The 25,371-nt window shown below is 69.8% G+C and carries 25 protein-coding genes and 1 pseudogene; 16 read left to right on the forward strand and 10 right to left on the reverse strand.

The annotated features are described in order from the left end of the window. Positions 1–17: 17 nt before the first annotated feature. The gene (locus OIE75_RS36250; RefSeq protein WP_307016497.1) at positions 18–626 is read left to right on the forward strand and encodes a class I SAM-dependent methyltransferase; all 609 of its coding nucleotides are present in this window, start codon (positions 18–20) and stop codon (positions 624–626) included. Between the two features lie 139 nt (positions 627–765). On the opposite strand, the gene OIE75_RS36255 is transcribed toward OIE75_RS36250, so the two are convergent. Beyond that, positions 766–1,845, reverse strand: coding sequence for a ParB/RepB/Spo0J family partition protein (locus tag OIE75_RS36255; protein WP_307016498.1), 1,080 nt, complete (start codon positions 1,843–1,845; stop codon positions 766–768). Between the two features lie 521 nt (positions 1,846–2,366). Between OIE75_RS36255 and OIE75_RS36260 the strand changes: the two genes are divergently transcribed. From OIE75_RS36260 to OIE75_RS36270, 3 genes are read left to right on the forward strand one after another with little or no spacing between them, the layout of a single operon-like run. Continuing rightward, positions 2,367–2,933 carry a PadR family transcriptional regulator gene (locus OIE75_RS36260; protein WP_307016499.1) on the forward strand — a complete coding sequence of 189 codons (567 nt, stop codon included), beginning with the start codon at positions 2,367–2,369 and terminating at the stop codon, positions 2,931–2,933. Then, the gene (locus OIE75_RS36265) at positions 2,930–3,772 is read left to right on the forward strand and encodes an ABC transporter ATP-binding protein (protein ID WP_307016500.1); all 843 of its coding nucleotides are present in this window, start codon (positions 2,930–2,932) and stop codon (positions 3,770–3,772) included. The genes OIE75_RS36260 and OIE75_RS36265 overlap by 4 nt, the downstream gene beginning before the upstream one ends. A gap of 2 nt (positions 3,773–3,774) precedes the next feature. Next, positions 3,775–5,556, forward strand: coding sequence for an ABC transporter permease (locus OIE75_RS36270; protein ID WP_329473464.1), 1,782 nt, complete (start codon positions 3,775–3,777; stop codon positions 5,554–5,556). Positions 5,557–5,623: 67 nt separating this feature from the next. On the opposite strand, the gene OIE75_RS36275 is transcribed toward OIE75_RS36270, so the two are convergent. After that, a complete protein-coding gene (locus OIE75_RS36275) occupies positions 5,624–6,508 on the reverse strand; it encodes an aldo/keto reductase (RefSeq protein WP_329473465.1) in 885 nt (294 codons plus the stop codon). Positions 6,509–6,522: 14 nt separating this feature from the next. Beyond that, positions 6,523–7,464: an NAD-dependent epimerase/dehydratase family protein gene (locus OIE75_RS36280; RefSeq protein WP_329473466.1), complete on the reverse strand. Its 942-nt coding sequence runs from the start codon at positions 7,462–7,464 to the stop codon at positions 6,523–6,525. Positions 7,465–7,534: 70 nt separating this feature from the next. On the opposite strand from OIE75_RS36280, the gene OIE75_RS36285 reads away from it, so the two are divergent. Further along, entirely contained in the window at positions 7,535–8,500 is a 966-nt protein-coding gene (locus OIE75_RS36285) for a LysR family transcriptional regulator (protein WP_329473467.1), read from the forward strand. Between the two features lie 17 nt (positions 8,501–8,517). On the opposite strand, the gene OIE75_RS36290 is transcribed toward OIE75_RS36285, so the two are convergent. Then, the gene (locus OIE75_RS36290; RefSeq protein WP_329473468.1) at positions 8,518–9,084 is read right to left on the reverse strand and encodes a TetR/AcrR family transcriptional regulator; all 567 of its coding nucleotides are present in this window, start codon (positions 9,082–9,084) and stop codon (positions 8,518–8,520) included. Positions 9,085–9,218: 134 nt separating this feature from the next. On the opposite strand from OIE75_RS36290, the gene OIE75_RS36295 reads away from it, so the two are divergent. Further along, on the forward strand, positions 9,219–10,058 hold the full coding sequence (locus OIE75_RS36295) for an SCO6745 family protein (protein WP_443078471.1): 840 nt from the start codon (positions 9,219–9,221) through the stop codon (positions 10,056–10,058). 56 nt (positions 10,059–10,114) lie between these two features. On the opposite strand, the gene OIE75_RS36300 is transcribed toward OIE75_RS36295, so the two are convergent. Continuing rightward, positions 10,115–10,600: a hypothetical protein gene (locus tag OIE75_RS36300; protein ID WP_307016509.1), complete on the reverse strand. Its 486-nt coding sequence runs from the start codon at positions 10,598–10,600 to the stop codon at positions 10,115–10,117. A 266-nt stretch (positions 10,601–10,866) separates the two neighbouring features. Between OIE75_RS36300 and OIE75_RS41645 the strand changes: the two genes are divergently transcribed. Both OIE75_RS41645 and OIE75_RS36305 read left to right on the forward strand, forming a co-directional pair. After that, positions 10,867–11,103, forward strand: a complete 237-nt coding sequence (locus OIE75_RS41645) for a hypothetical protein (protein WP_373463037.1) — start codon at positions 10,867–10,869, stop codon at positions 11,101–11,103. Further along, positions 11,076–11,664: pseudogene (locus OIE75_RS36305) on the forward strand (CocE/NonD family hydrolase C-terminal non-catalytic domain-containing protein); the annotation flags it as partial. The gene OIE75_RS41645 and the pseudogene OIE75_RS36305, both read left to right, overlap by 28 nt. Positions 11,665–11,718: 54 nt before the next feature. On the opposite strand, the gene OIE75_RS36310 reads toward OIE75_RS36305, so the two are convergent. After that, entirely contained in the window at positions 11,719–12,561 is an 843-nt protein-coding gene (locus tag OIE75_RS36310; RefSeq protein WP_307016511.1) for a DUF72 domain-containing protein, read from the reverse strand. A gap of 415 nt (positions 12,562–12,976) precedes the next feature. Here OIE75_RS36310 and OIE75_RS36315 point away from each other — a divergent pair, with 415 nt between their 5' ends. Continuing rightward, the gene (locus OIE75_RS36315; RefSeq protein WP_307016513.1) at positions 12,977–14,161 is read left to right on the forward strand and encodes a zinc-dependent alcohol dehydrogenase; all 1,185 of its coding nucleotides are present in this window, start codon (positions 12,977–12,979) and stop codon (positions 14,159–14,161) included. A gap of 95 nt (positions 14,162–14,256) precedes the next feature. Here OIE75_RS36315 and OIE75_RS36320 read toward each other — a convergent pair whose 3' ends face one another. From OIE75_RS36320 to OIE75_RS36330, 3 genes are all read right to left on the reverse strand, one after another. Beyond that, positions 14,257–14,460 carry a hypothetical protein gene (locus tag OIE75_RS36320; RefSeq protein WP_307016515.1) on the reverse strand — a complete coding sequence of 68 codons (204 nt, stop codon included), beginning with the start codon at positions 14,458–14,460 and terminating at the stop codon, positions 14,257–14,259. A 77-nt stretch (positions 14,461–14,537) separates the two neighbouring features. Next, positions 14,538–14,864 (reverse strand): plasmid stabilization protein, encoded by a 327-nt coding sequence (locus OIE75_RS36325; RefSeq protein WP_307016517.1) that lies wholly within the window; start codon positions 14,862–14,864, stop codon positions 14,538–14,540. 582 nt (positions 14,865–15,446) lie between these two features. Then, entirely contained in the window at positions 15,447–16,913 is a 1,467-nt protein-coding gene (locus OIE75_RS36330) for a non-reducing end alpha-L-arabinofuranosidase family hydrolase (RefSeq protein WP_329473470.1), read from the reverse strand. A gap of 726 nt (positions 16,914–17,639) precedes the next feature. Between OIE75_RS36330 and OIE75_RS36335 the strand changes: the two genes are divergently transcribed. The 4 genes from OIE75_RS36335 (at position 17,640) to OIE75_RS36350 (ending at position 21,003) form a co-directional block, all read left to right on the forward strand. Then, complete coding sequence (locus OIE75_RS36335) at positions 17,640–19,070, forward strand: endo-1,4-beta-xylanase (protein WP_307016520.1); 1,431 nt, start codon at positions 17,640–17,642, stop codon at positions 19,068–19,070. Between the two features lie 536 nt (positions 19,071–19,606). Continuing rightward, positions 19,607–19,855, forward strand: coding sequence for a hypothetical protein (locus tag OIE75_RS36340; protein ID WP_329473471.1), 249 nt, complete (start codon positions 19,607–19,609; stop codon positions 19,853–19,855). A gap of 129 nt (positions 19,856–19,984) precedes the next feature. Continuing rightward, positions 19,985–20,347, forward strand: coding sequence for a hypothetical protein (locus tag OIE75_RS36345; protein WP_329473472.1), 363 nt, complete (start codon positions 19,985–19,987; stop codon positions 20,345–20,347). After that, positions 20,344–21,003, forward strand: coding sequence for a nucleotidyl transferase AbiEii/AbiGii toxin family protein (locus OIE75_RS36350; RefSeq protein ID WP_329473473.1), 660 nt, complete (start codon positions 20,344–20,346; stop codon positions 21,001–21,003). Before OIE75_RS36345 ends, OIE75_RS36350 begins: the two co-directional genes overlap by 4 nt. 797 nt (positions 21,004–21,800) lie before the next feature. Here the strand turns inward: OIE75_RS36350 and OIE75_RS36355 are convergent. Beyond that, on the reverse strand, positions 21,801–23,189 hold the full coding sequence (locus tag OIE75_RS36355; RefSeq protein ID WP_329473474.1) for a hypothetical protein: 1,389 nt from the start codon (positions 23,187–23,189) through the stop codon (positions 21,801–21,803). Between the two features lie 557 nt (positions 23,190–23,746). Here OIE75_RS36355 and panD point away from each other — a divergent pair. The 3 genes from panD to OIE75_RS36370 are packed head-to-tail and all read left to right on the forward strand — an operon-like array spanning position 23,747 to position 25,260. Beyond that, entirely contained in the window at positions 23,747–24,166 is a 420-nt protein-coding gene (gene panD, locus OIE75_RS36360) for an aspartate 1-decarboxylase (RefSeq protein ID WP_329473475.1), read from the forward strand. Between the two features lie 31 nt (positions 24,167–24,197). Further along, entirely contained in the window at positions 24,198–24,542 is a 345-nt protein-coding gene (locus OIE75_RS36365; protein WP_329473476.1) for a GNAT family N-acetyltransferase, read from the forward strand. Positions 24,543–24,591: 49 nt separating this feature from the next. Next, a complete protein-coding gene (locus OIE75_RS36370; protein ID WP_329473477.1) occupies positions 24,592–25,260 on the forward strand; it encodes an aspartate/glutamate racemase family protein in 669 nt (222 codons plus the stop codon). Positions 25,261–25,371 lie beyond the last annotated feature (111 nt).

The following is a 25,371-nucleotide window of genomic DNA, read 5'->3' on the forward strand; positions in this document are numbered from 1 at the left end:
CAGACGGAGGCGACGACATGGCGACACGCTCGGCCGACTGGGAGTCGATATACCGGGCGGCGGAACTCGCGCCGTGGGAGGTCGGCCGCCCGCAGGCGGCGGTGGTGCGTCTCGCGGAGGCCGGTCTGCTGTCGTCCGGGCGGGTGCTCGACGCGGGCTGCGGCACAGGGGACCACACACTGCTGGCTGCTCTCCAGGGCGCTGACGCCACGGGCGTGGACTGCTCGGCGACCGCTGTCGGCAGAGCGCGGCGGAAGGCCGAGGAGCGCGGGGTGTCTGCTCGCTTCGAGGTCGGCGACGTGCTCGACCTCGCCGGCCTCGGAACGTCCTTCGACACGGTCGTCGACGTCGGGATGTTCCACGTCCTCGACGACGAGGAGCGCCGACGCTACGTGGAGAGTCTGGCGTCGGTGACGGAGCCGGGAGGCACGTGCTATCTGATGTGCTTCAGTGATCGCCAGGCCGGTGCGCTCGGTCCGCGCCGGGTACGGCAGGAGGAGCTGGTCGAGGCATTCGCGGAGGGGTGGAGGGTGGCCGACATCGCGGGGACGACCTTCGCGATCGCCCCGCGGTTCGGCGGCGAGGCCCACGCCTGGCTGGCGACCATCCACCGGGCGACCTCTTGATCAACCCGTGTGACGGACCAGTCGATCACTCCGTGCGACAGCCTGGTCGGTCACCCCGTGCAATAGTCCGGCCACCCCGACGGCGAAGGCCCGCTGCCGCCCCCCTCTCGACCTGAAGTCGGCCGCGTCAAGGCTCGGTTCACGCCTGCTTGCGTGTCCTGGTCTGTGTCCGCTCGTCCAGTTCGCGGGCGAACTCGTACCAGGCCTCGGCATACTGCCGGGCCAGCTTCACGACGAGTTCCCGGCAGTGGGCCGGTACGGCGACGCTCAGTTCGGAGGACATGGTCATCGCGTTCTGCTGCAACAGGCGCAGCAAATTCCGGCCGTCCTCGTTGTGGCGTAGGGAAGGATCCCGCAATAGCTTTCTGAGGACCGGTGTGGGATCCGCCTGCTCCAGCCGCCGCAGCTTCCGCCCGGCGTCGTGACCGAGGTCCTGCTCCGTGCCGGCATCGGATCCCGAGCCCGCTTCCGCTCCGTCCTCCCGGCGACCGGGCGTGCCGCATCTCTCCGGTACGGGCAGTTCGCCGACCGCAAGGCGTTTGCGTACGTCGCTCACGGTCGCCGGTGAGATTCCGGCGATCCGCGCCACCTCCCGCAGCGAGGCGTCCGGACGCCGGGCCAGTACCTCCGCGGCCCTGAGGCGCCCCTCGGCCCGGTTGAGCGGGCGTGTCCTGCCGTCGCTGCCGACCCGGGCGCTCACCTGGGTCAGCGGGTCGGCCGAATCGCGCCGGATGGCCGCGACCGTCTTCGTCCCCAGACCGGAGGCGCGGGCGATGGCGCGGTCGGACATGTGGGGGTGTGAGGCGATGATGCGTGCTGCCGCCACTTTGCGGTCGGCGTGCGACAAGGGGAGACCGTGTGTCACATTGGCCGTGACGGCACGGAGGAAGGCGTCCTCGGGAGTCCCGTCGAAGAACTCGACCTCGATCCTCTCCTGCCCCCGTAACAGCGTGGCGAGCAGCCGGTGCATGCCGTCGATCACCCGCATGCTGTGGCGATCGACCAGGATGGGGGGCAGCGGCTCGTCCAACTCCGCCAGCCGGGTGACGTGTTCCTCGCTCTGCCCCGTCGAACGCGGTGAGTCGCCGGGCAGTAAGGAGGAGATGTGAATCGTCTGAACTCCCGCTGCGTACGACCCCACCCCGTTGGTGGCCCGAATCGAATCGTCGGCCGTTCCGCTGTCCGCTTCGTCTAGTAATCCGGTACGTGCCTCGTTCAAGTTTCTTCACTCCCGCGGAGGAATCACTCAGGACACAGCTCTGTCGTGACGCTTGAAGGGCGTCGTGACGCTTGAAGGGCGTGGAGAGAGTCAGCGACGGTCGGCTCTCGACAGGACCTTGTCTCTGTCGGTGCCGGCGGCGCGAAGCCGTAACTGACGGGACGGTCGCGGTGGTCTGACAGCAGAACTGAGCCACGGGTGAACCATGAGCGCCTTCCCACCGCCGGGGGCACGGTGCCGTCTCGTTACGACGAACGGGGGTACGGACCATTGTTGAGACCTGTTGGCTTTCGTGTCTAGAGTGTGTCGCCCATGCGTTGGAGCATGGCGTAGTACTCCAGTTGCGCCTCGGCGGCTGTTCGCGGCTCGTCTCCGCCCCGCCTGCTCCCCTCCCATCCCCCTCCACTCATCTCCCGCTCCCCGCCCGGGGCTTCGGGGCAACATCCCCAAGAGCCGGCGCCTCCGTCGAACGGCGTTGACCGGATTGGTTTGACGCCTCTTTGTATAACCGCTATCTATTGGTGGTCGCTGAGGAGGGCGGTCTGGTGCAGGACGTGGTGCTGGCGCTGCTGGTCAAGGAGCCGTCGCACGGCTACGACCTGCGCAGGCGGCTGGCGGCGGCGCTCGGACCGTTGGGAGAGACACTGAACGCGGGGCAGATCTACGTCACGCTCACCCGCCTGGAGAAGGCCGGACTGGTCGTCCAGGAACGTGAGGACGTGCCGGTGCGCGGCCCGCGACGCAAGGTGTACGCGCTGACCGCCACCGGGCAGGAGCGGGCGGCCGCGTGGATGACCGAAGGCGGCGGCCCCAAAGCGGACGTGGCGGAGTTCCACCTGAAGCTGGTGGCCGCCGGTGTCTCTGGTCTGGCCGACCCGGTCGCGCTCGTCGAGGCACGGCGGCGGGAACTGCTGCGCAGCCTCGCCGAAGCCCAGCACGCCGCTCTCCTGGAGGACACGGATTCAGAGGCCGGGCTGCTTCTGGAGGGCATCGCACTCCGGTTGCAGGCCGATCTGCGCTGGCTGGAGGCGTGCGAGCGGACCTGGTCCACCCGCGCCCCGCGTGGGAAAGGCGGAGCATTCGGATGACGAACGACGGTCGGCGGGCCAGGGGCCGCTCACGGCGCGGGGGCGCGGACGACGGTCCGGGCCCGGCACCGGTGGGGCACGGGTCCGGCGTCGGGGGCGACGTGCGCGCACCGGTACTGCGGGCCCTCGGTCTGACGCGGGTCTACGGTGAGGACGAGAGCGCGGTGTGGGCGGTCGACGGCGTCGACCTCGACGTACCCGCCGGGCAGACGCTCGCCGTGACCGGGCCCAGCGGCTGCGGCAAGTCGACGCTGCTCCAGCTCCTCGGCGGGCTCGACCGGCCCAGTGACGGCGAGGTCTGGCTCGGCGGGCGGCGCATCGACGAGCTCGGCGAGCGGGCGCTGGCCAGGCTGCGGCGCCGCGCCGTCGGCTTCGTCTTCCAGGACTTCCATCTGATGGACGAGTTGACCGCCGCGGAGAACATCGAGCTGCCCGCGCTGCTGGCCGGCGCCTCGCCGCGGGCCGCCCGGAACCGCGCCGTCAATCTCCTGGACCGGGTCGGGCTCACGGACCGGGCCCGGCATCTGCCCTCAGAGCTGTCCGGTGGCCAGCGGCAGCGGGTCGCCATCGCCCGTGCCCTGGTCAACGAGCCGCTGGTGGTCCTCGCGGACGAGCCCACCGGCAACCTGGACAGCGCCGCGACCCACGACATCCTGCGGCTCTTCGACGAACTGCGCGCCGGCGGGCAGACCCTGATCACGGTCACCCATGACGAGCGGGTGGCCGCCACGGCGGACCGCGTCGTCTCCCTGCGCGACGGCACGCTGGCCGGCGACACCCGCCTGGGCGGCGGTGGCAGCGGCAACGAGTTCGGCGCGCTGCTGAGCTGGGAGGGCTGACCGTGGGACGCCTGCTGCTGATCTGGCGTCTGGCCGTGCGCGACATGCGTCGCCGTCCCGGTGAGTCCGTGATGTTCGTGGTCGCCGTCACCGCCGCCATCGCCTCGCTGACCCTGGGGCTCTCGACCAACGACGCCGTCACCACGGCCTACCTGAAGACGCGCGAGGCCACCGAGGGCCCCGACATCGTCGCCATCACGACGGCCAAGGACCCCTCCGGCCTGGCCGGACGGCTGGAGCGGACCCCCGGGGTGGCCGAGCAGGCCGATCCGGTCTTCGCCTTCGAGACCAAGATCCGGACGAACGGCCACACCGCGCGCTCCGCGATCGAGGGACGCGGTGACGAACCGGCCAAGGTCGACCAGCCGCTGGTGACCTCCGGTTCGTGGGTGCGTGCCGGCGGAGCGGTGGTCGAGCGGGGCTTCGCGCAGACGCTCGACCTGCACGTCGGCGACCGCGTCACGATCAGCGGACGCGACTACCCCGTCGTGGGCCTCGCCATCAGCGCGGCCACCCCGGTCTATCCCTGGAACGACTGGGCCCAGGGGCCCGGGACGTCCGACTACGGCGGCGGCAGGATCTGGCTCACCGCCGCCGACACCCGCGCCGCCGCGGGCGACACGTCGGGCGTTCACCTGTTCCATCTGAAGCTGAAGGACCCGGCCGCGACCCTGGCATGGCGGGAAACCGTCTTCACCGACGAGCGCAGGGGCCCCGAATGGGTCAACACCCACCACTGGCAGGGCATCCTCCGTACCGACGCGAGCATGATCAAATTCGCTCAGCCCGCCCTGGTCGTCGGCGGCTGGCTGCTCGCCTCGGCCGCCCTCGTCACCCTCGCCGCGCTCGCCGCCGTACGCGCCACCCGCGACAACCGTCGTGCCGGGCTGCTCAAGGCCGTCGGCGCGGGCCCCGGCCATGTCGCCGCCGTCCTGCTGGCTCAGTACCTGCTGCTGACCGTGGTGGCCACCGCCCTCGGACTGACCGCCGGGACCCTGGCCGCGCCCGAACTGGCCGATCCCGGCGCCGGGTTGCTCAACACCGTCAGCGGCCCGACCACCGACACCGTCGTGGCCGCCGTGTTCCTCGCCGTCCTCGTCTCGCTGGCCGGCACGCTCGGCCCCGTCGTCCGCGCCGCCCGCTCCAGCACCGTCCACTCCCTGGCCGACTCGGCGCATCTGTCCACCCACCACCCACGGCTGAACGCCATGACGGCGTACCTGCCCACCGCGCTCCTGGTCGGCATCCGGCTGCTCGCCCGCCGACCCGGCCGCGCCTTCCTGACCGCCTTCGGTACGGCGACCACCAGCCTGCTGATCACCGCGGTGCTCGCCTTCCACGCGGCACCCGACACCAGTACCGCCTACGCGCCCGACAACCCCCTCGCGGCACGCAACCTCGTGACCAGCCAGGCGCTGCACGGCGTCACCCTCGTCCTGGTGGCGCTGTCCGCGCTCAACACGATCTTCCTCGGCTGGAGCACCGCCGTGCAGGCCCGACGCGCCCTGGCCATCACCCGCACCCTCGGCGCCACCCCCCGCCAGGTGGTCACGGCCCTGTGCGCCGCCCAACTCCTGCCCGCTCTGCCCGGGCTGGTGGTGGGCATGCCGAGCGGACTGGTCGTGTACTGGCTGGTCAGCCCCGAGATGGCCATGCCCCCGACGACATGGCTGCTCGCCGCCGCACTCGGTGTCCTCCTGGCCGTCGGATCCCTGACCGCCCTGCCCGCCTGGATCCACACCCGCACCCCGGCCGGCCGCGCCCTCAACGCCGAACCGGCCTGAGAAACGGGTTCGGCCCTCGCGCAGGGGTCGAACCGGGGACGGCCCTCCTACAGCGAGTGGCGCAGGTTCAGCCGGGCAAGCGGTCGTCCAGCAGGCGCAGTTCCGCCTCGCTCAGCTCCAGCTCGGCCGCCTCGGCGGAGTCCTGGATCGACGCCGGGCGGCTGGCGCCCGGCACCGGGATCACTGCTGGGGATCGGGCCAGCAGCCAGGCCAGGGCGATCTGCTGGGGGCTGACGCCGCGCACGTCCGCGATGCGGTGGAAGGCTGTGCTCGCCGCGGTCGGACCGCGGGTGTCGTCGAGGGAACTCCGGGAGATGCCGCCCAGGGGGCTCCAGGGCAGGAAGGCCAGTCCCAATTTGGTGCTCAGCCGCAGCTCGGGCTCGCTGTCGCGAACCGCTGGTGAGTACTGATTCTGTACGGAGACGAGGCCGTCGCCGAGGATCGCGTGCGCCTCGTGAATCTGGTCGGCGCCGACGTTGGAGATCCCGGCTGCGCGGATGGTGCCGGCGTCGAGCAGCTCGCGCAGTGCCCCTACGGACTCCGCCCAGGGCACGGCCGGGTCCGGCTTGTGCAGCTGGTACAGGCCGATGGCCGCCACGCCCAGGCGCTTCAGGGACGCCTCGGCGGCGCGCTTGAGGTGGTCGGGCGTGGCGTCGACGGTCCAGCTGCCGTCGCCGGGGCGACCGCGCCCGCCCTTCGTGGCGACGATCAGGCGGGAGGTGTCCCCGCCGTATCGGGACAGGGCGCGGGCGATGAGGAGCTCGTTGTGGCCGGTTTCGCCGGGGTGCCAGTGGTAGCTGTCGGCGGTGTCGATGAGCGTGACCCCGGCGTCCAGGGCGGCGTGGATGGTGGCGACGGCCCGCTGTTCGTCCGGGCGGTGCTCGATGGACAGGGGCATGGCGCCCAGGCCGACGGCGCTCACGGCCGTGTCTCCGATGGTGCGGTACAGCATGGCGTGTCCGTTTCTCAGGAGGTGGGGGAGGCGGTGACGGCGAGGGCTTCGGCGACGGCGTCGGGGAGCCAGTGGGTGATGTGGGAGAAGGGGAAGCCCAGTCCCCTCGCGCGGGCGTTGCTCATGGCGTAGTGACGGTCGAAGGAGAACGGCGAGGCCGGCTCGCCCGCGGCGACTCTGCGGTACACAGCCTTCCGGCCGCTCTGTGCGGCGATGACGGCACCAAGGCCATAGACGTCGAGCAGCCCGTCGGAGCAGGCGTTGACCGGGCCGGTGGCATCGGTGAGCGTGGCAGCCCACGCCAGCAGCTCCGCCAACTCCTCGTAGTGGACGAAGACGGTGGGCAGCGCCTCGGCATGCGCGGTGATCCGTGCACCCTGGGTGATGCGCTCGGTGTAGTGGCTGAGCCGACCGGTGAACTCCGCCGCGCCGCCACCGAGGACGTGGGCGCTGCGGACTGCGGCGAAAGCGAACCCGTGGTGCCGGGTGAAGACGGCCTCCGCCTGGCGCTTGCCCTCGGCGTAATGCGCCCGCAGGTACGCCGGGTCGTGCCAGGGAAGGTTCATCCGGACCAGCCAGGTGGCCGGATCCACCATCTCCTCGGGTACCGATGTCCCGGGCGGGACCGCGGGCAGTGCGGCGGTCGCCGGGTCGTAGACCTCGATCGTGGAGGTCATGACGTAACGCCGGGTGCGGCCGCTGAAGGCACGGGCGGCGATCGCGGCCTGCACCGGGGTGTAGCAGACCTGGTCCACCACCACATCGAAGGTGCGAGATCCCAGCGCGGCGATCAGGCCGGCCTCGTCGTCACGGTCGGCAACCAGGTGCTCGACCCCTGCCGGCGGAGGGGTGGAGCCGCGGTTGATCACAGTGACCCGGTGGCCCGTCGTTTGCAGGCGCTGCACCAGAACGCTGCCGAAATAGCGGCTCCCGCCGATCACGCAGATCTTCTTCATGTGGCCATCCTGAAGACCTACAGTCTTCAGTAGAAGTGCCCAATTACTGGCTACGTGTTAAGGATTACTGTTGATCGATGTGCAGCGGCTCCGTGTCCTGCGGAGTGTGGCCGAACACGGCAGCTTCAACCGGGCGGCCGCGGCCCTCCACCTCACCCCCTCAGCCGTCTCCCAGCACGTGGCCGCACTCGAGCGCAGCCTCGGCGCCCAGGTCGTCGCACGCAGTACCCGCGGAGTCACTCTGACCCCGGCCGGACGGATCATGGTCGGGGCCGCCGAGTCGGTCGCCGCGGAGCTCGTACACGCCCAGCGGCAGGTCGATCAACTCGACAGCGGTCGCACCCAGATCACCATCGCCACCTTCACCAGCGGCGGCAGGCTCCTCCTGCCCGGCGCACTCACCCGCCTGGCCGCCGCCCACCCCGACACCGTGGTCCACGTCAGGGAAGCCGAGCCCGAGGACAGTCTGCCCCTGGTCCGCCAGGGCGCCGTGGACCTCGCACTCGCCTACCACTTCGACGGCCCGCTGCCCGGCCGGCTCGGCCCGGCCTCCAGCCTGGTGTGGACGCCACTCCTCGAAGACCCTCTGCATGTGGTCCTGCCCGATACCCACCCCCTGGCCGGCCGGGACTCACTCGACATCGCCGAGCTGGCCGCCGCACCCTGGGTGCTGGGCTGCCTCAAGACCGAGACCTACCTGCGCCGTTACGCCGAACGTGCCGGATTCGACCCGGAGGTGCGCAGCACGACGACCGACTACTTCTTCGCCCGCTCGCTCGTCGCCGCGGGCCTGGGAATCTCGCTGATCCCCTCCATCGCGCTGACCCCTCCAGTAGCGGGAGTACGCACCGTCCCCATCGTGGCGCCGACGCCGACCCGGCACATCGGCGTCGCCGCCATCAGCCGCCGCACCCTGCCCCAGGCCATGACACTGATACGAGCCCTCCTGCAACAGGCAGCCGCACCGGACGGAGTCGACCCGCGCTCAACGACAGGTGGCCACGCAGACGGCCGAGTTGTTCCGCAGGTGGAGTGATCCGCGTCAGGTCGACTTCACGACCGCGGGGATCCCGTCGGGCCGAACATCACGCCCGCCAGCGCCCCGAAGGTGTCTTCGGGGTCGCGTCCGTCCAGCAGACCGTCAAGGTTGTGGGAGAGCAGCAGCGTCGCGAAACCATGGGCCATCGACCAGGCCGCCATGAAGCTGACGGCCGGATCCTCACCATGGCCCTCCACGGCCGTACGGAGCATGCTCCGCGTCTGTCGGCGCGCCGCGAGGAGTTCCGGGTCGTCGGGGCGCAGGAGCTCCGGTCGGAACATGATCTGGAAGTGCGCTGGGTGCGCGGCGGCGAAGCCCACGTACCGGACGCCCAGGTCGCGCAGGTCCTCCGCCTCGCCGAGCGCGGCGGACAGGAAGCCGTAGCCCTCGGTGGCGATGGCGGTGAGAAGCCCCGCGCGGTCCTTGAAGTGGTGTGCGGGCGCGGCATGGGAAACGCCCGCGCGGCGGGCCAGGTCGCGCAGGGACAGGGCTGCCGGTCCTTCGGTCGCGATGACGTCGAGGGCCGCGGTCAGCACGGCCCGTCGCAGGTCTCCGTGGTGGTAGGAGCGCTCGGTGGGCATGGGAACAGCTTAGCGCAATCTAGTCATTGACAAGATGAGAGGTCGAAGGCACTCTCAATCTGGGCAATGACAACATGCAAGAGCAGCGAATAAGGGGAGCCACGTTGAGCAACGACCATGGCCGTACAAGGCAGATGTGGCACCTCCTGGAGCCCCTGCACGCCGTCCTCTATTTCGCGCCACAGGTGTTCGAGGAGGTCGAGTCACTCGGCTACGACACCGGTGAGCGCTGGCCGAGTTACTTCGCCTTGCGGGCGGCGCCGCTCGGGGCCCCCGGATCTCGTCAGGTGGCCTCCGCGTTCTACAGCTTCAGCCCGCGCATGGTCGCCGAACACATCCCCGCCGCCTGGGACGTCGCCGCACCGGACAAGGTGGTCCATGCCCGGATGCGCGGCATCGACCGGGCGTACCGCGCTCTCTTCGGTGCGCGGACGGACGGCCCCGAAGTCGCGGAGGCCGCCGCACTCGCCCGCCGGGCGGCGGAGGCCGTACACACCGAGGGCCGACCGCTCGCCGCCGCCAATGCCGCGCTGCCCTGGCCCCAGGAGCCGCACCTCGTGCTGTGGCAGGCCGCGACGATCCTGCGCGAGCACCGCGGCGACGGTCATCTCGCCGCCCTCCTGACCGCGGGCCTCGACTCGGTGGAGGCGCTGGTGTCGTTCGCCGCGATCGGCGCGGCTGCGACGGATGTCTTCGCCAGTCGCGGTTGGAACGAGCAGGAGTGGGCGGCCGCCCGTGAACGGCTCCGCGCCCGAGGACTGCTGAACGCCGACCACACCGCGACCGACGCGGGCCGTGCCCTGCGTGCGAAGGTCGAGCGGCGCACCGACGAACTCGCCGCTGCCCCCTGGCAAACCCTCGGCGACGAGGACACCACGAAGCTCGCCGAACTCCTCGGCCCGCTCTGGCTGGAGGTCCTGGGCTCAGGCATGCTGCCTCGCGAGACCACACTCGGCATCGGAAGAATTGGCTGACCCGCCCTGCGATTCCGGTGTCTGCGTCGTGCCGGGTCCCCACGAGCCGGCGCTGTCTACCACCAGGCGGAGCATCTGGCCGCGGGTGCCGTGACCAGCGAGCCACAGACCCGGAACTGGTACGCGGGGTCGGTGCTGGTTCGCCGGAAGGGCGTGGTCAGGCTCTGTCCCGCGGACCGGACCGTGAAGGGGCCGCACTGGAGCCAGGGGGACACGGAGTCGGCGTTGTCCCAGCCGTTTGCCTTCCAGTCCATCCAGACCTTGTCGCCGGGCCGGGTCTGACCGCTGATCTTGCCGAAGCCGATCTGCGTGCTGCCGTAGACGCCCTTCTCGAGCGTGAAGTGGACGTTGCCGACCCAGAATTGCTGCGGCTTCTTGGCATCGCCCGAGGCGTTGTCCGGGTGGTCGCGGAAGCCGCGCTTGCCTCCCACGCAGTCGGAGGCCGCGGCCGCGGCGGGCTGCGGGGGCTGGGCGAGGACGACACCGGTCGCGACCGTGCACAGCGCCGCGACCGTGGCGAGGGTGGAACGTAGCAGGCGCATGAGAGTCGTCTCTTCCTGTCTGTGGAAGGAACCCCGTGATGAGGCCGGGACCTGGAGAACAACTCGAACATTAGGGACGAGGGGGAGCAGGCGGCACCTGAGAGTTGTCAGGGTGTCCGTACGCCGTCGACGCGCTGCTGTGCGCGGACGGCCGGCGCAGCCGGCGCTTCCCCTGGTGCGACACCAGCCACCGCGCCAGATCCGCCGGGCCGGGCGACGGGCAGACGGCGAAGGACTGAGCTGCGCCAGGCGGTGCGCTCGCGCTGATGGACACGATGACGGTGGACGATCCGACCGTTCCGGGGCTCGAGGACGTGTACACCAAGGCGCTCAGCGAGATCACCGTGGCGAAACGCGAGCACCGCGAGCCGCCGACCGAACAGGAGTCTGCCCAGCCTGAACGGGTGCTGGACCTGAATGCCGCGCTCAATGCGTCCGCCGCCCAGGTCCGGGATTCCGGCGTGAACGGTCACGTGCGACTCGCATTACCTACGGCCTGCTGAACCTGACCCGCCGCGACGGCGGTGACGCACCGACGGCGCTGGAGCCGGGGCGTCGGTATCGCGCCGGCGTGCACCTCAACAGCGTCGCCCAGGCGTTTCCCGCGGGTCATCGGATCCGCCTGTCCTTGTCGACCTCCTACTCGCCGCTGGCCTGGCCGCCGCCGCGGCCCGTCCGAGGGGACCCCTGCGCTGCGCACCACCCAGGTGACCCCGCCGGAGCAGCAGTGGGAAGTACGCCGCGAACTGGTCACGTACGGGTCCGTCCTGGAAATCGTCAAGGACGCCGGGACGGTCCGCTACGACGACGTCGACCTGGAGGTGGGGCGCCGGGCGGTCGAGCGGTACGGGGTGGTGGCCGACGACTTCACCTCCGCGACCGGGGAGTCCACCTGGACCATGCGTTTCCACCGGGATGACTGGGACACGGAGATCGTCACCCACACCGAACCCTCCTGTGATGATCGGGATTTCCACGTCTCGGCGACCCTGGATGCGTACGAGGGCCCACGGCGGGTCTTCCTCCGGACGTGGAACGAGTCTGTACCACGCGACCTCCTGTGAGCGGGTGCCGAGGCACGTGGCGCCGAATGTGAGTCCGGCCCGGTCAGACAGCCCTTAGCGCAGCAGGCGGGCCATTTGCTCGGCCGCCCGCACCGAGGCGTCTCCGCAACAGTTGTTGAACAGCACGTGGACCTGCTGCGCCTGCCCGGCCAGTTCACGCAACCGGGAGGTCCACGATGCGAGTTCGTCCCGCGAGTAGGCGTACCGGAAGCGGTCCTCCTTGCTCCCTCGTCCCCAAGAGGCGCTGCGTCCGTGGAACCGCACGACGGCCAGTCGCGACGCAGTCACGGGTGCGACTGGCGGCAGGGAAGAGGGCAGGCCCTGGACCATGTCGACGGCGACGGCGGTCATGCCGTGGTCCGCGAGCAGGGCGTGCGTCAACTCGGCTTGTCCTTCACGCCACCAGTCGGGATGCCGGAACTCCACAGCGACCGGCCAGCCGGCCGTCCGCCGCGCGGTCTGCGTCAGGATCCGCTCGGCCCGGGCGCCGGGCCGCAGCCACCGGGGGAACTGGAACAGCACGCTGCCAAGCCGTCCGGCCCGCCGCAACGGCCCTACTCCCTCGGCGAATCGCGACCACACTTCGTCGAGCACGCCGCCGTCCTGCGCGTCGGCCGGCATCCCGCCCGGCATCACCGCCTCGCGGGTGGGGTGCCCGGTCAACAAGGAGAACGCCTTTACGTCGAAGGTGAATCCGTCCGGCGTGCGCTCCACCCACATCCGGCTGACCCGTTCTTGAGGCAGGGCGTAGTACGACGCGTCGGCCTCGACGACCGGAAACCGCTCTGCGTAGTACCGCAGTCGCCCCTCGGCGTCGCGCTGCCCGGCCGGATACCAGCCGCTGCGCACCAGTGCCGGATCGGTCCACGAGCACGTGCCCACGAAGATGTCGCCCATAGGAGACCGGTACCCATGGGACACGAGTCTGCTCGTGCGGGGCCGCATGGCGTCGGCTCGGCCCCTGGCTCTTGCCGGGACGCATCTTCTCGCCCGGCCGTGAGCAGAGTTGCCCGCGAGGTCTACGCGCTGCGCAAGCGGAGTCGAAATCTCTCGCATCATGTCCGACCCCTCGGCTGCGGGGAGCTGCCCGACGGCGAGTACACGCCGAGTCGCCTCCGGGGGCGGTTCCGCCAGGCTCTGGCTAGGGTAGACGTGCGGCCGGGCGCAGGGCCCGACGTGTGGCCCGCCCCTTGCGCCCGTGGATTGGTGCGGATGTGTATCGGTCGCCGGCCCAGGCCGTGCGCGCGCATGGCGTCGCCCCCACGGGAGACCCGCAAGGAGCCAAGCGTCGCTGCTACCCGAGGAGACCCCGATGCGAGCACTCACCTGGCACGGCAAGCGGGATGTCCGCGTGGAGACAGTCCCCGACCCTGTGCTCGAGGATCCGACGGACGTCGTCGTGCGGGTGACGTCAACGGGTGTCTGCGGATCCGATCTCCATCTGTACGAGGTCCTGGGGCCCTACCTCGATCCCGGCGACATCCTGGGGCACGAACCGATGGGCATCGTCGAGGAGGTCGGCCAAGAAGTCACCGGACTGTCGGCGGGCGACCGTGTGGTGGTGCCGTTCAACGTCTCCTGCGGACGTTGCTTCATGTGCGACCGTGGACTGCATTCCCAGTGCGAGACCACCCAGGTCAAGGAACGTGGCACGGGCGCGGCGCTCTTCGGGTTCAGCAAGCTGTACGGCCAAGTACCCGGGGGGCAGGCGGAGTTCCTGCGGGTGCCGTTCGGCAACACCCTTCCCATCAAGGTGCCGGAAGGCCCTGCGGACGATCGCTTCGTCTTTCTCTCCGACGTCCTGCCCACCGCCTGGCAGGCCGTGGAGTACGCAGACATCCCGCCCGGCGGCACCGTGACCGTCCTGGGGCTCGGACCCATCGGTGCCATGGCCGCCCGGATGGCGCTGCACCGCGGCGCGAGTCTCGTCGTGGGGGTGGACCTGGTGCCCGAGCGGCTCAGCCGCGCACACGCGGACGGTGTCAAAGCCCTGGACCTGCGCCGGTACGGCAAGGACCTGGGAGACAAGATCCGCGACCTGACCGAGGGGCGTGGCACGGACGCCGTCATCGACGCCGTGGGCATGGAGGCACACGGAGCGCCCGTGGCCAAGGCGGCGCAGTGGGGCGTCGGCCTGCTGCCCGGTGCCGTGGCCGAGAAAGTCATGGACCGCGCCGGCATCGACCGGCTCAACGCCCTCCACGCTGCGATCGACATCGTCCGGCGCGGGGGCACCCTCTCGGTGGTCGGTGTCTATGGCGGCTCGCTCGACCCCATGCCGATCCTGACCATGTTCGACAAGCAGATCCAGCTGCGCATGGGGCAGGCCAACGTCAAGCACTGGGTGGACGAGCTGCTGCCGCTGCTGACCGACGAGGACCCCCTCGGGGTCGACGACTTCGCCACCCATCACATGACCCTGGAAGAGGGCCCCAAGGCGTACCAGATGTTCCAGGACAAGGAAGACGGGATGATCAAGACGCTGCTCAGGCCCTGACCGCCGAGCTCCGGACGACTTTTGGCACGGTGGCGCCCGGGGGCTGCGACGGTCTGGTCGACCGTGCAACTGGAGTCGGCATCGCCGGAAAGCGCTCAGGCGTCGCGATGCCGGCCGTCTCCCTGCGCGTCCTCGCTCGGCGACAGCGCGTCTGCCGCCTCGCCGTCCCTGCCGCGCCGTGGCCCGTCGTCCACCACGCTCGTCTCGGCTTCCTCCACCTCGTGCAGCATCTCGTCGGCGGCGGTGGCGGTGTGCTCCTGGTCCTGGGCGGGCCGGTGCTTCGGATGGTGGGTGCTCATGGGTCTCCTTGATCGCGTGGTGACCGCCGACCGGGACGGCGGGCACCCAGGCTTCCTGCGGACGCCGCAGGTTTCGTTCAGCGGCCCAGGGCCTTGGCCAGCTGCTGCTTGTTCATGGACGACCGGCCGTCGATGTTGCGCTTCTTGGCCTCCGCGTAGAGCTGGTCCTTCGTCGGACCCTGAGGCCCACTGTGGGAGCGCTCGCCGCCACGCTGTGAGGCGGACTTCCTGTCCCGCGTGGAAGTCTTGCTTGCCGTTTCCGACTCGCCTGAACGGGCTCGCTCCTTGTTCACGGTGCGCGCCGCGATCTCCTTCGCACGGCCCTCGGAGGTGCCGCGCTTCTCCGCGCTTTCCTTGACGTGCTCGTACTGACGCTCACGCTTCTTGCCGGACCCCTGCGGCATGACGTACTCCTTTCAGACCGGATGCGGTCCACCGGGCGGGCTGCCCGAGGACCTTCCGCGTACCCCGAGGTGGGCCCCTCACCCAGGGCCTCCACTGGTCCCGTCTGACTTGGAGTCCTGCAAGGTGTGCGAGCAGATCGCGACCGAACGGGTGAGCAGGTCTGCGTCGGCAGTTTGGAGGGAGCAGCGTAAACGCACCCGGAGTCCCCCACTCACGTAGGCGATGCCCGGACCCAGCCTCGGTAGGCGCGCCCTGGCGGCCCGGGGCTTCCGGCCGTCGGCAAGGCCAAGTCGCTCAAGGAGGCGGTCGTCCTTGACGCCCGTCCTGTGCCACCGCCAAGAGTCACCGGACGGGCCACTGCCATGGTCGTGAGAATCGCCGGCCCGACTTCAGGTCGAGCGCCTTCGCTCCTGACCACCGTCCAGACCGGGGCGGCCTCGGCGCGATTGCCGGGTGACTCTCCTTCTTCACCGCGCGGGCGGAGAGAGGACACGGCCCTTCGGATCACGGTGTGGCGGGCCGGGCCTTCCGCCGGGCCCGCCACACCGGCTCCCCCTCCGAGCCGGACCCGCGTCCTGCCGTCAGCGCTGCAGGGTCAGCAGACCCGGACGGTAGGGCAGGAGACCGTAGTCACCGCCGGAGTTGGGGCTGCGTCCCTGGTAAAGCAGTTTCAGATTGCAGGGATCGACGGTCATGGTCTGATCGGCGCTGGTGCGGATCAGCTCGCCGTGGCTGATGTCGTTGGTCCAGGTGGCGCCACTGTTGGCCTTGCCGGCGAAGGGGTTGCTCTCGGTCGCGGCCTGAGGTGTCCAGGAGCCGTTCAGACTGGTAGCCGTGAACGAGCGGAAGTACCGGCCCTGCGAGCCGATCGCCTCGACGATCATGAGATAGCGGTTCTGACCCTGCAGTTTGTAGACCTGCGGGGCTTCGAACAGGTTGTTCGTCGTATCGCTCATGATCACCGTCGAGGTCGAGCCGAAGCTGCCCGGGAAGTTCCCTATCGGCATGCTGGCCCGGTAGATCTTGCCGTTGTCGCCGGCGAAGAACAGGTACATGTTCGTGCCGTCACCGATGAGTGCCTGGTCGATGGGACCCGTTCCGGAGCCGGAGATGCTTCCGGAGAAGAGCACCTGCTCGGACGACCAGCCGTTCGGGTTGGTGGGGTCGCTCGACGTCCGATAGGAGAAGGCGGTCCCGCCCCACTGGTAGGCGAGTACCCAGATGTTCTTCGGTGCGAAGTAGAAGAGCGTGGGTGCGACGGTGGAGTTGTTCATCGTGTTCTGGCCGGCCGAGGCCATCTCCGACCAGTTGGTGAACAGGCCGAAGTTCATCGAACCCCACCTCGTTCCCGTGTCGTGCGTGGTGGCGTAGACGAGTTGTCTGCCGTTGTAGGGGGCGACGGTGAAGTCCTTGAGCGAGACCCACCCCTGTTTGGGCTGCGCCAGCGCGCCCGTCGACGTCCAGCGGTAGTTCGACGGGAGGTCACACGAGCCGGGGGTGTCGGCGCCGACCTTGACGAGCTGCCACTGCTGGTTGGTGCCGCCCCAGTCGTCGTACTGGACGATGTTCGCGTTGTCGGCGGTGGAGGCGCCCTGTACTTCGAGGGCCTTGTTGCTGTGCCGCGAGACGAGCCTCACGTAGCCGTCCGAGCTGTCGGCCAGTCGCCACTGCTGGTTGGTGCCGTTCAGGTCGGTCCACTGCACAATCGAGCCGCCGTTCGCGGTGGACCAGTTGTGGACGTCCAGTACCTTGCCCGAGTGGCGGGACTTGATGCGGTAGTAGCCGTCTCCGGAATCGACGAACTGCCACTGCTGCTGGTTCTGGTCGTTCTTGGTCCACTGGGTGATGCGGGCGCCGTCACCGGTCGCCATGTTGTAGACGTCCAGGGCCTTGCCACTGTTGCGGTTGACCAGCACGTACGAGGCGTTGGGGTCTATGGTCGCGGCCTCGGCGGGCTGGGCGCCGAGGAAGGCCGCCACCAGAAGCAAGGGCGCGAGAACCCCGAGTAAGCGTCTTGAGCGGACCGGGGACGGGTGGCGAAGCCACATCAGAGGGCCTCCTTTGGGGGCGGGGTGGGGCGCCGCCGATGAACCGCGGAGCGGCAGCCGCGCCGGGGCGCAGAGGATTCGAAACTTTCGGTTCGCTCTCGGATCTGTGACGCCACAAGCTAGGAAGGTGGAGACCTCCGGTCAAGGGCTGTCGCCGATCTGTCCGCAAACAGCTCCTCGCCGAGCGTGATGAGCATGTGCGTCACCTGCGGACCACCAGGTGGTCGGCGACAGCGGCTCGCTGGTCCAGGGGTTCCACCGGCTTGGGGTGGGTCTCCGAAAGTTGCGATCGGAAGCGGAAATGTTTCCGATGCAAGAGGATTGACGAGCCACCGACACCTCCTCAATCATCTGTCTGGCAACCCGACCGAAGGCCGAGATGTCGAACTGTGCGGGTCCTGGGCGGACTGTGCCGTATGCAGAGCCGTGCACGACCGCCCGAGAGATCCGCGCGCCAAAGCACCTGCGCCACTCCGCATTTCGTTCCGATGAGGCTCGCACCGACACATCCTGACTCTCCGTGCAGTCGGAGAGGGATGCGACGCCGTGTGACGGCCTCCCGGCTGAGCCGCGCTGGAGTACACCCGTGCCTGGGTCGAAAGACCGCTGCCGCCCGGCGTACCTCATTCGCCGGCGACCGGGCCCGTCCGTGCCGATTGAGACCCACCCGGGTCCCATGACCGCGGTGTCCGGTGATCCCGTCATTCCCGCCTTGGAGGCACAGTCATGGGCTCATATGCCCTTCCCGGACCCGTTGTCCGGCGGAAAACCCGCGTTCTGCTGCTGGCGTTGGTCGCCGGCGTCCTGGGTGTGGTCGCCGCACTGGTCGCGCCGCCGCCCGCTCAAGCCGCCGAGAGTACGCTCGGTGCCGCGGCGGCGCAGAGCGGCCGCTACTTCGGCGTCGCCATCGCCGCGAACAGGCTGAGCGACTCGACGTACGCGACGATCGCAGCCCGCGAGTTCAACTCGGTGACGGCCGAGAACGAGATGAAGATCGACGCCACCGAACCGCAGCGGGGCCAGTTCAACTTCACCGCCGCCGACCGCGTCTACAACTGGGCGGTACAGAACGGCAAGGAGGTGCGCGGCCACACCCTGGCCTGGCACTCCCAGCAGCCCGGCTGGATGCAGAGCCTCAGCGGCAGTGCGCTGCGCCAGGCGATGATCGACCACATCAACGGCGTGATGAACCACTACAAGGGCAAGATCACGCAGTGGGACGTCGTGAACGAGGCCTTCGCCGACGGAAGTTCGGGAGCGCGACGCGACTCCAACCTGCAGCGCACCGGCAACGACTGGATCGAGGTCGCCTTCCGCGCCGCGCGCGCCGCCGACCCGTCCGCCAAGCTCTGCTACAACGACTACAACGTCGAGAACTGGACCTGGGCCAAGACCCAGGCCATGTACGCCATGGTGCGGGACTTCAAGCAGCGCGGCGTGCCGATCGACTGCGTCGGCTTCCAGTCACACTTCAACAGCGGCAGCCCCTACAACAGCAACTTCCGGACCACCTTGCAGAACTTCGCCGCTCTCGGCGTCGACGTGGCCGTCACCGAGCTCGACATCCAGGGTGCCTCTGCCTCGACCTACGCCAACGTGGTCAACGACTGCCTGGCCGTCTCGCGCTGCCTCGGTGTCACCGTCTGGGGTGTGCGCGACAGCGACTCCTGGCGAGCGGAGCAGACGCCGCTGCTGTTCAACAACGACGGCAGCAAGAAGCCCGCCTACACCGCCGTCCTCAACGCACTCAACGGCGGCTCCACCACACCGCCCGCGGACGGCGGAACGATCAAGAGCGTCGCTTCAGGCCGTTGCCTGGACACGCCCAACAGCAGCACCACCGACGGCACCCAGGTCCAGTTGTGGGACTGCCACAACGGCACCAACCAGCAGTGGACGTACACCGACGCCGGTGAGCTCAGGGTCTACGGCGACAAGTGCCTGGACGCCGCCGGCACCGGCAACGGCGCCAAGGTGCAGATCTACAGCTGCTGGGGCGGCGACAACCAGAAGTGGCGCCTCAACTCCGACGGATCCATCGTCGGCGTACAGTCCGGCCTCTGCCTCGACGCCGTCGGGGGCGCCACCGCCAACGGCACCCTGATCCAGCTCTATTCCTGCTCGAACGGCAGCAACCAACGCTGGACCCGGGCCTGACCGGCCCTGCACGAAGACATCGCTGATGGTCGCGAGGGCCGCCGCCGCCACGGCGGCGACCCTCGCGAACAGCACGGCCCGGTGAGGGCGACGTGCTCGGTCGCGGAGCACTCGGCTTGTGGCGCGGGAGTCGGGAAGGCCGGCCATGTGCCGGTGTGAGTCCTTCAACACCCGGCGGCAGCTGACCCGGCATGCCCGTCCATGTGGTCTCCCGGCAACGCCCTTGACCTGCAGAAGCAGGCAGGGAGCGGACGAATCGGGAGTCTCGCCATGTTCCGGACCATGTTCAAGTCCAAGATCTAGTATCTGGGTGTTTGTGCAGGTCAGAGGCTTGATAGCTCCGCTCAGGTCAGCAAACGGTCAGCATCGGGCGCGGGAGCGTTCCAGCCGGCTTGACCAGGTGGCCGCCATGATGGGGGACCTGGACACAGGTGCCTGGCTCCCGGTTGGGAGGTTCGCTGAGTTACTCGACAGCACGTCCCCGGCACGTGTCCTGAGTGAGTGGGCTGTCGGGGCCGAAGCGGCGTGCCTTATGGATGCCGCTTGCCCCCTCCGGCCGCTACCGCGACCTCGGCCGCCCCGGTGTCCTTCTCGTCCCCTGCGCTGGCGTCATGGGCCTCGGCTTCGGCACCGTCGTCATTTCCGAGACCGAAGCCGCAGCCGACTCCGCCGCGGCGGCCCTCCGCGTGACCTGCTGCGTCATGATCACCCGCGCCCGCGCTCGGAGCCGGTCCCAGGTCTGCAGGGCAGCCGGCTGCCGCGTCACCTGGTGGCTGCACGGGTAGACCATGATGCGCTGAGCGACCACTGAGGGAGATGTCCGAGGGAAGGGCGGGCGGCCGCCTGACCTGTCCTTACGACAGGGGACCTCCGTATCCGCCATGCCGCCGCCTCGCAGCAGCGATACTGGATGCATGGACACGACGATCACCGCCCCCCGCGCCGAGGTGCTGCGGGACCGCTACCGCAGCCGACTGCCCGAGCGCTTGCAGGAGCTGGCCGGCCCCGTCGAGGGCGACGTGGCCCTGCCGCTCCACATCGTCTGGTCCGGGCGGACGAGCTACAGCCTTGACCGTCCGAAATCCCGCATGACGCTGTACCGGACCGTCCTCGCCGAAGGACTGAGTGAGGACCTGGTGGCACTCCTGCACCACCGGCTGCTCGCCGAGCAGTGGCCCGTGCTGCGGCGCTTGATCAGTCCCTACATCCGCGAGGTCTGGGAGGACGCCTTCCCCGAGCTGCTCCGCGCCGCTCCGGCCGACACGACCGCCGCGTGAAGCTCACTCCGCTCCAAGAGCGTCTCCTCGCCGACATCCTCGACCTCGGCTCCCCTTACCCGCTGGTCCTCACCGGCGGATACGCCGTGCAGGCCCACGGCCTGGTCGAACGCTTCAGCCGTGACCTCGACGTCGCCACCGAGAATCCCGCTCCGATGCATGAGATCGTCGCCTCACTCACGGCAGGCCTCAGCGCGCGCGGATGGCGGACCACGCACGTCCAGACCGATCCGCTCAGCGGCCGGTTCCTCGTCACCGATCGGGACACCGGCGAGGAGTGCGAGGTCGACGTCCTCAAGGAGGCGTTCTGGGCTCCGCCTGCCCAGACCCCCTACGGCCCGGTGCTTTCCCTCGATGACGTGATCGGCACCAAGGTCCGTGCCCTCGCCGACCGCGGCACCGTCCGCGACCTCATCGACGTCCAGGCTGCCTCCCGCCATCGCTCCACCGCCGACCTCGAATCCCTGGGCCGGCGTCGCGCCCACGACCAGTTCAGCCTCGAAGACCTCCGGGACCGGCTCGTCGGCGCGGACTGGTACGAGGATGAGGACTACACCGCTTACGGGCTCACCTCCCGGCAGATCGAAGAACTCAAGGCGTGGGCGCTGGAGTGGGCGGAGGATCTGGGTGCGCGGATTCATGACGAGAACGCCTGAGAGGCGGTCACGCGTCCATTCCCTCTACCGCCGTTGCAGCGAGAGGATGCGGTGTAGTCGGCAGTGTTAACCCGGGAGCCGTCCACAGTGGGTGGCTGCCCCGCACGGCGGATGTACAGGGCAGCCGAGCGATACGCCGCAGTGGACTCAAGGCGAAACCGGGCTGCGATAACGGTCAAATACTGCATCCCGCTCCCACTCCCAGGCCCAGTCAGGGTCCCGATGGTGGAACTTGGTAACGGCCAGCTCGAAGAATTGGTCGGAAGGCTTCCGGCTGGATCCATTGACTACCAGTGCTGACAGCATCGGCTCGGGACCCGTGCTGTCCCCCCGGCAGACGTCTGCCGGCAGAAGCGACATCATCCGGCCGTGGTAGTGCACCCGGTGCTCCGGTGCCACGGCCTCGCTCAGCGCCTTGTAGGCGTCGGTCCGGCCCTCTCGGGCCCACCCCTTCATGTGAGCCCCCTCCAGCCGACTGGAGCGACACGGTATCGACTCGGCGCGGTGCTGAGGTTAGATCTGGAAAAGTTGCCCGGGCGCCGCCTCGGAGGCGGGGGGAGCGGGGACGCTCACCGCGACGTCCGGCGCGCCCTTCGATTGTCAGTGCCGCCTCCTACGGTGGGTCTGATGCAGGTTCGGGTGACGCTGCCGTCCTTCGGGGTGGGTAAGCGAGGCCATGCGTTGCATCGCCCGCGCCTACACCGTCACCGCGAGTCGAGGCCCACGCACCTGGCCGTCAGGTGGTTTGGTTGTCCGCCCAGAGGCCGTCCGGACGGACCTGTCGTCTCAGAGGCGCGCTAGCGAGTCGAGCACGCGCCGGGTTCCTCGTTCTGCCCCGGCAGCAGTCGCAGGGCGAAAACGGAGCCGTCGGCGTGGACGGAGACGGGGCCGCCCCAGTTCTTGTCGAAGGTGAGGGAGGGGCGGACGTCGCGGCTCGCGTGGACGAGGGCGCGGTACTCCTCGACGTCGCCTCTGGCGAGAAGTCGGAAGACTTCCTTGTCCACGCCGGAGAACGCCTCGGCGCGGGGGCCGTTGAGTCGGAAGACGTGGTCGGTGCCGACGTACTCGGTGCCGAAGAGGGTGTGGGCCGCGTCCTGAATGCTCATGCTGGCCGCGTGTTCGAGACCGGTGAAGCGTTTGCGGCCCTGCCGGTCGGTCAGGTGGCGGGCGGTTGCGTGGCCGGAGCCGGTGAAGGCCATGAGGCCCGCCGCGGTGGTGTGGGCCAGGGCCTCCTGGAACCAGGCGTAGTCTTTCGGCTGCACGTGGCAGCCCCGTACGGGCTCCGGTGCCATCAGGCCCTCGGCCGGCGGGTGGATGTGCGGCATCACGTTCGCCTGGAACGGCGGGGCGTTCAGGTTCGCTTCCCGGCCCTCTGCCGGGGACAGTCGCCCGCCACTGCCCGGTGCCTTGAGGGCGTGGACGGTCATCGTGCCGCCGTCCGTAGGGAGTTGTGTACTGAACAGCAGACCGGGGGTCTCGTTCCACGCGCCGATGTGGACTGCTTCGGCATGGGCCGAGGCGGAGGCCAGCTGGTCGGCGGAGGTGGCGGAGTCGCTGTGGTTGCCCTTGCAGACGAGGGGGATGACGAGGGGCGGCTCGCCCGGCCGCCAGACCTCGGCAAAGTACTGGGGCCGGTAGCGGTACTTCACCTTCTCGCCCTTGTCCCTGCTGTTGAGGGCCCAGCCCGCGCGTAACGCCGTGTCGGCGGGGACGATTGTCACCGAATGGTCGGGGAAGCGGCTGCCCAGCATGTGCTCGGCGAGCGTGAGTGCGAATCCGACGCCAAGCTCGCCGGACTGCAGCGACTTGTAGTGGTCCGCGATGCGGTGGCCTTCGTCGGTGAGGCCGAGGAAGGAGTCACGACCGCCGGCCAAGGCCTGGGTGTACTTGAGTGCGCCCCAGTGCTCCGCCAGCCCCCGGCCCGCCCCCCGCCACGACAGGGCAGTGGCCCGGGCGAGGGTGTGCAGCACGTCCCAGAGGGTCACTTCGAACTGCCGGGGCAGCTCCGTCGGCAGGATAGGGACGAGGGCGGGCTTCCGGCGGAGCGGCTCGAGCACATTCTCCTTGCGTTTCTTGTCGTCCGCCGCGATGGCGGCCGTCACCTTCCCGACGAGCGCATCGTCCGAGTGGACGGATACGTTCGAGGGTCGGGTCAGGTCTAGGAGTACTTCCTCGGTCGGCTTCAACAGCCCTCCTTCACGGTGTGCGCAAGCGGTTCACCATCGGGCTGGACCGTACGGAAGGGAGGAACGGCGCACGCAAGTGCGCAGAGGCGCGTGACCTTGGCTTCGGCCCGGGCGGGCCGGCGTCGGCGCCTTGGCCTCGCTCGCGAGTTCCGCGTTGCCGAGGGGCCTCGGGCGGCAGGGCCCAGCGAGCCGACTTTCGGAGCGGTCGAGCGTCGACCGGTTGATGGTCAAAGGAGCCGTGCTCCGTGAGCCAGAGCGAGGTCGGTGCCCGACAGATCGGTGGTGCTTGGGCGCACGTCATCCGTGTGTGCAGAGGAGTCTCCCGCATGCCTGATGGCTCATCAGGTAAGTCGGCATCCGGTCAGCATGAGTCCCCGCACGTTCCGGGGCGATCGTCCCAACAGGTGCCGGTGCGAAGGGAAAGCCCAGGTGGGAAAGCCGTCCAGCCCGACCGGAGCGATGTTCCTCACAAACATCGAACGGGGGTGTCGGTGTAAAGTCGAGGACGCCCTTGACCTGCAGAAAGCAGGCAGGGAGCCGTCTCAGAGGAGTCCCAAGTGCTGCGTACTCTGTTCAAGTCCAAGATCCACCGCGCCACCGTCACCCAGGCCGACCTGCACTACGTCGGTTCCGTGACCATCGATGCCGATCTGCTCGACGCCGCCGACCTGCTGCCCGGGGAACTGGTGCACATCGTGGACATCACCAACGGGGCCCGGCTGGAGACGTACGTCATCGAGGGGGAGCGGGGGTCCGGGGTGGTCGGGATCAACGGGGCCGCCGCGCATCTCGTGCACCCCGGTGACCTGGTGATCATCATCAGCTACGCCCAGGTCACCGACGCCGAGGCCCGGGCGCTGCGGCCGCGGGTCGTGCACGTGGACGGCGACAACCGTATCGTCGCCCTGGGTGCCGACGCGTCCGAGCCGGTGCCCGGTTCGGACCAGGAGCGCAGCCCGCAGGCCGTGTCGGTCTGACGTACCGATCCAGGGGACGAGGAGCGTGACCGTGAGCGACATCGAGATCCGTGACGACCGGGCGGCGGGCCGGCTGGAGGCGTTCGCGGCCGGCGAGGTCGTCGGCCGGGTCGAGTACTTCGTCCTGGACGCTCCCGAGCGGGCCCTCGTCCCCGTCCACACCGTCGTCGAACCGGCGCATGAGGGCCGCGGCATCGCGGGCTCGCTGGCGCGTGAGCTGTACGCCCTGGCATGCCGCGAGGGCGTCGCCGTCGCTCCGCTCTGCCCCTACGTCGTGAAGTGGGCCGAGCGCCATCCCGAAGAGGCGCCCGCCGCCGATCCGGAGCTGCTGCGCGCGGCCAAGGAGTGGCTCGTGGCGAATCCCGAGCGCTTCTGAACTGGACGGTAGACAACCGACGAGGGCGAGGGACGAAAGGAGCGCGCGCTTGCTGGCACTGCTGCACACCTCGCCCGTCCACGTCCCGGTCTTCGACGCCCTGCGCGACGCGGCGCACCCGGGTCTGGAGCTGCGGCATCACGTCGACGCCGGGTTGCTGGAACGGGCGCGGCGCGAGGGGCCCGAGGCGGTGACGGACGCCGTGCGTGGCGTGGTGCGGCGGGCCGTGGGGGAGGGGGCGAGGGCCGTGCTGTGCACCTGCTCCACCATCGGTGCCGTCGCTGAGGGCGCCGCCGACGAGGCCGGGGTGCCCGTGCTGCGGGTCGACCGGCCCATGGCCGCCGCCGCGGTGGCCGCCGGCCCACGCGTCGTCGTCCTCGCCGCCCTGGAGAGCACGCTCGCTCCGACGGCGGCCCTGGTCGAGGAGGAGTCCCGGCGCGCCGGCCGTGCCGTGCGGCTGCGGACCCGGCTGGTCGAGGGCGCCTGGGCGCGGTTCGAGGCCGGTGACACCGAGGGCTTTCTGCGGCTGGTGGCCGAGGCCGCCGAGGCCGTCACCGGTGCCGACGTGATCGTCCTGGCCCAGGCATCCATGGCGCCGGCCCGGGACTCGGCCCGAACCCGCCTCCCGGTGCTCGCCAGCCCCGCGCCCGGACTGGCCGCCGGAGCGGAGGCGGCGCGCCTCGGCCACCTGGGCCCGGGGGTTCATGCGGGGGAGTGAGTGCGGCGGCGGGCGTCGGGTAGGCGGGGGACAAGTCCAGAGCCGACGTCGACGACTGGCCGGAGGACAGCGCCATGACGAACCCGTATCCGGATCCCGTTCCGCCGGGGC

Origin of the sequence: Streptomyces sp. NBC_01723, from assembly GCF_036246005.1 — a bacterium.
Lineage (GTDB): Bacteria > Actinomycetota > Actinomycetes > Streptomycetales > Streptomycetaceae > Streptomyces.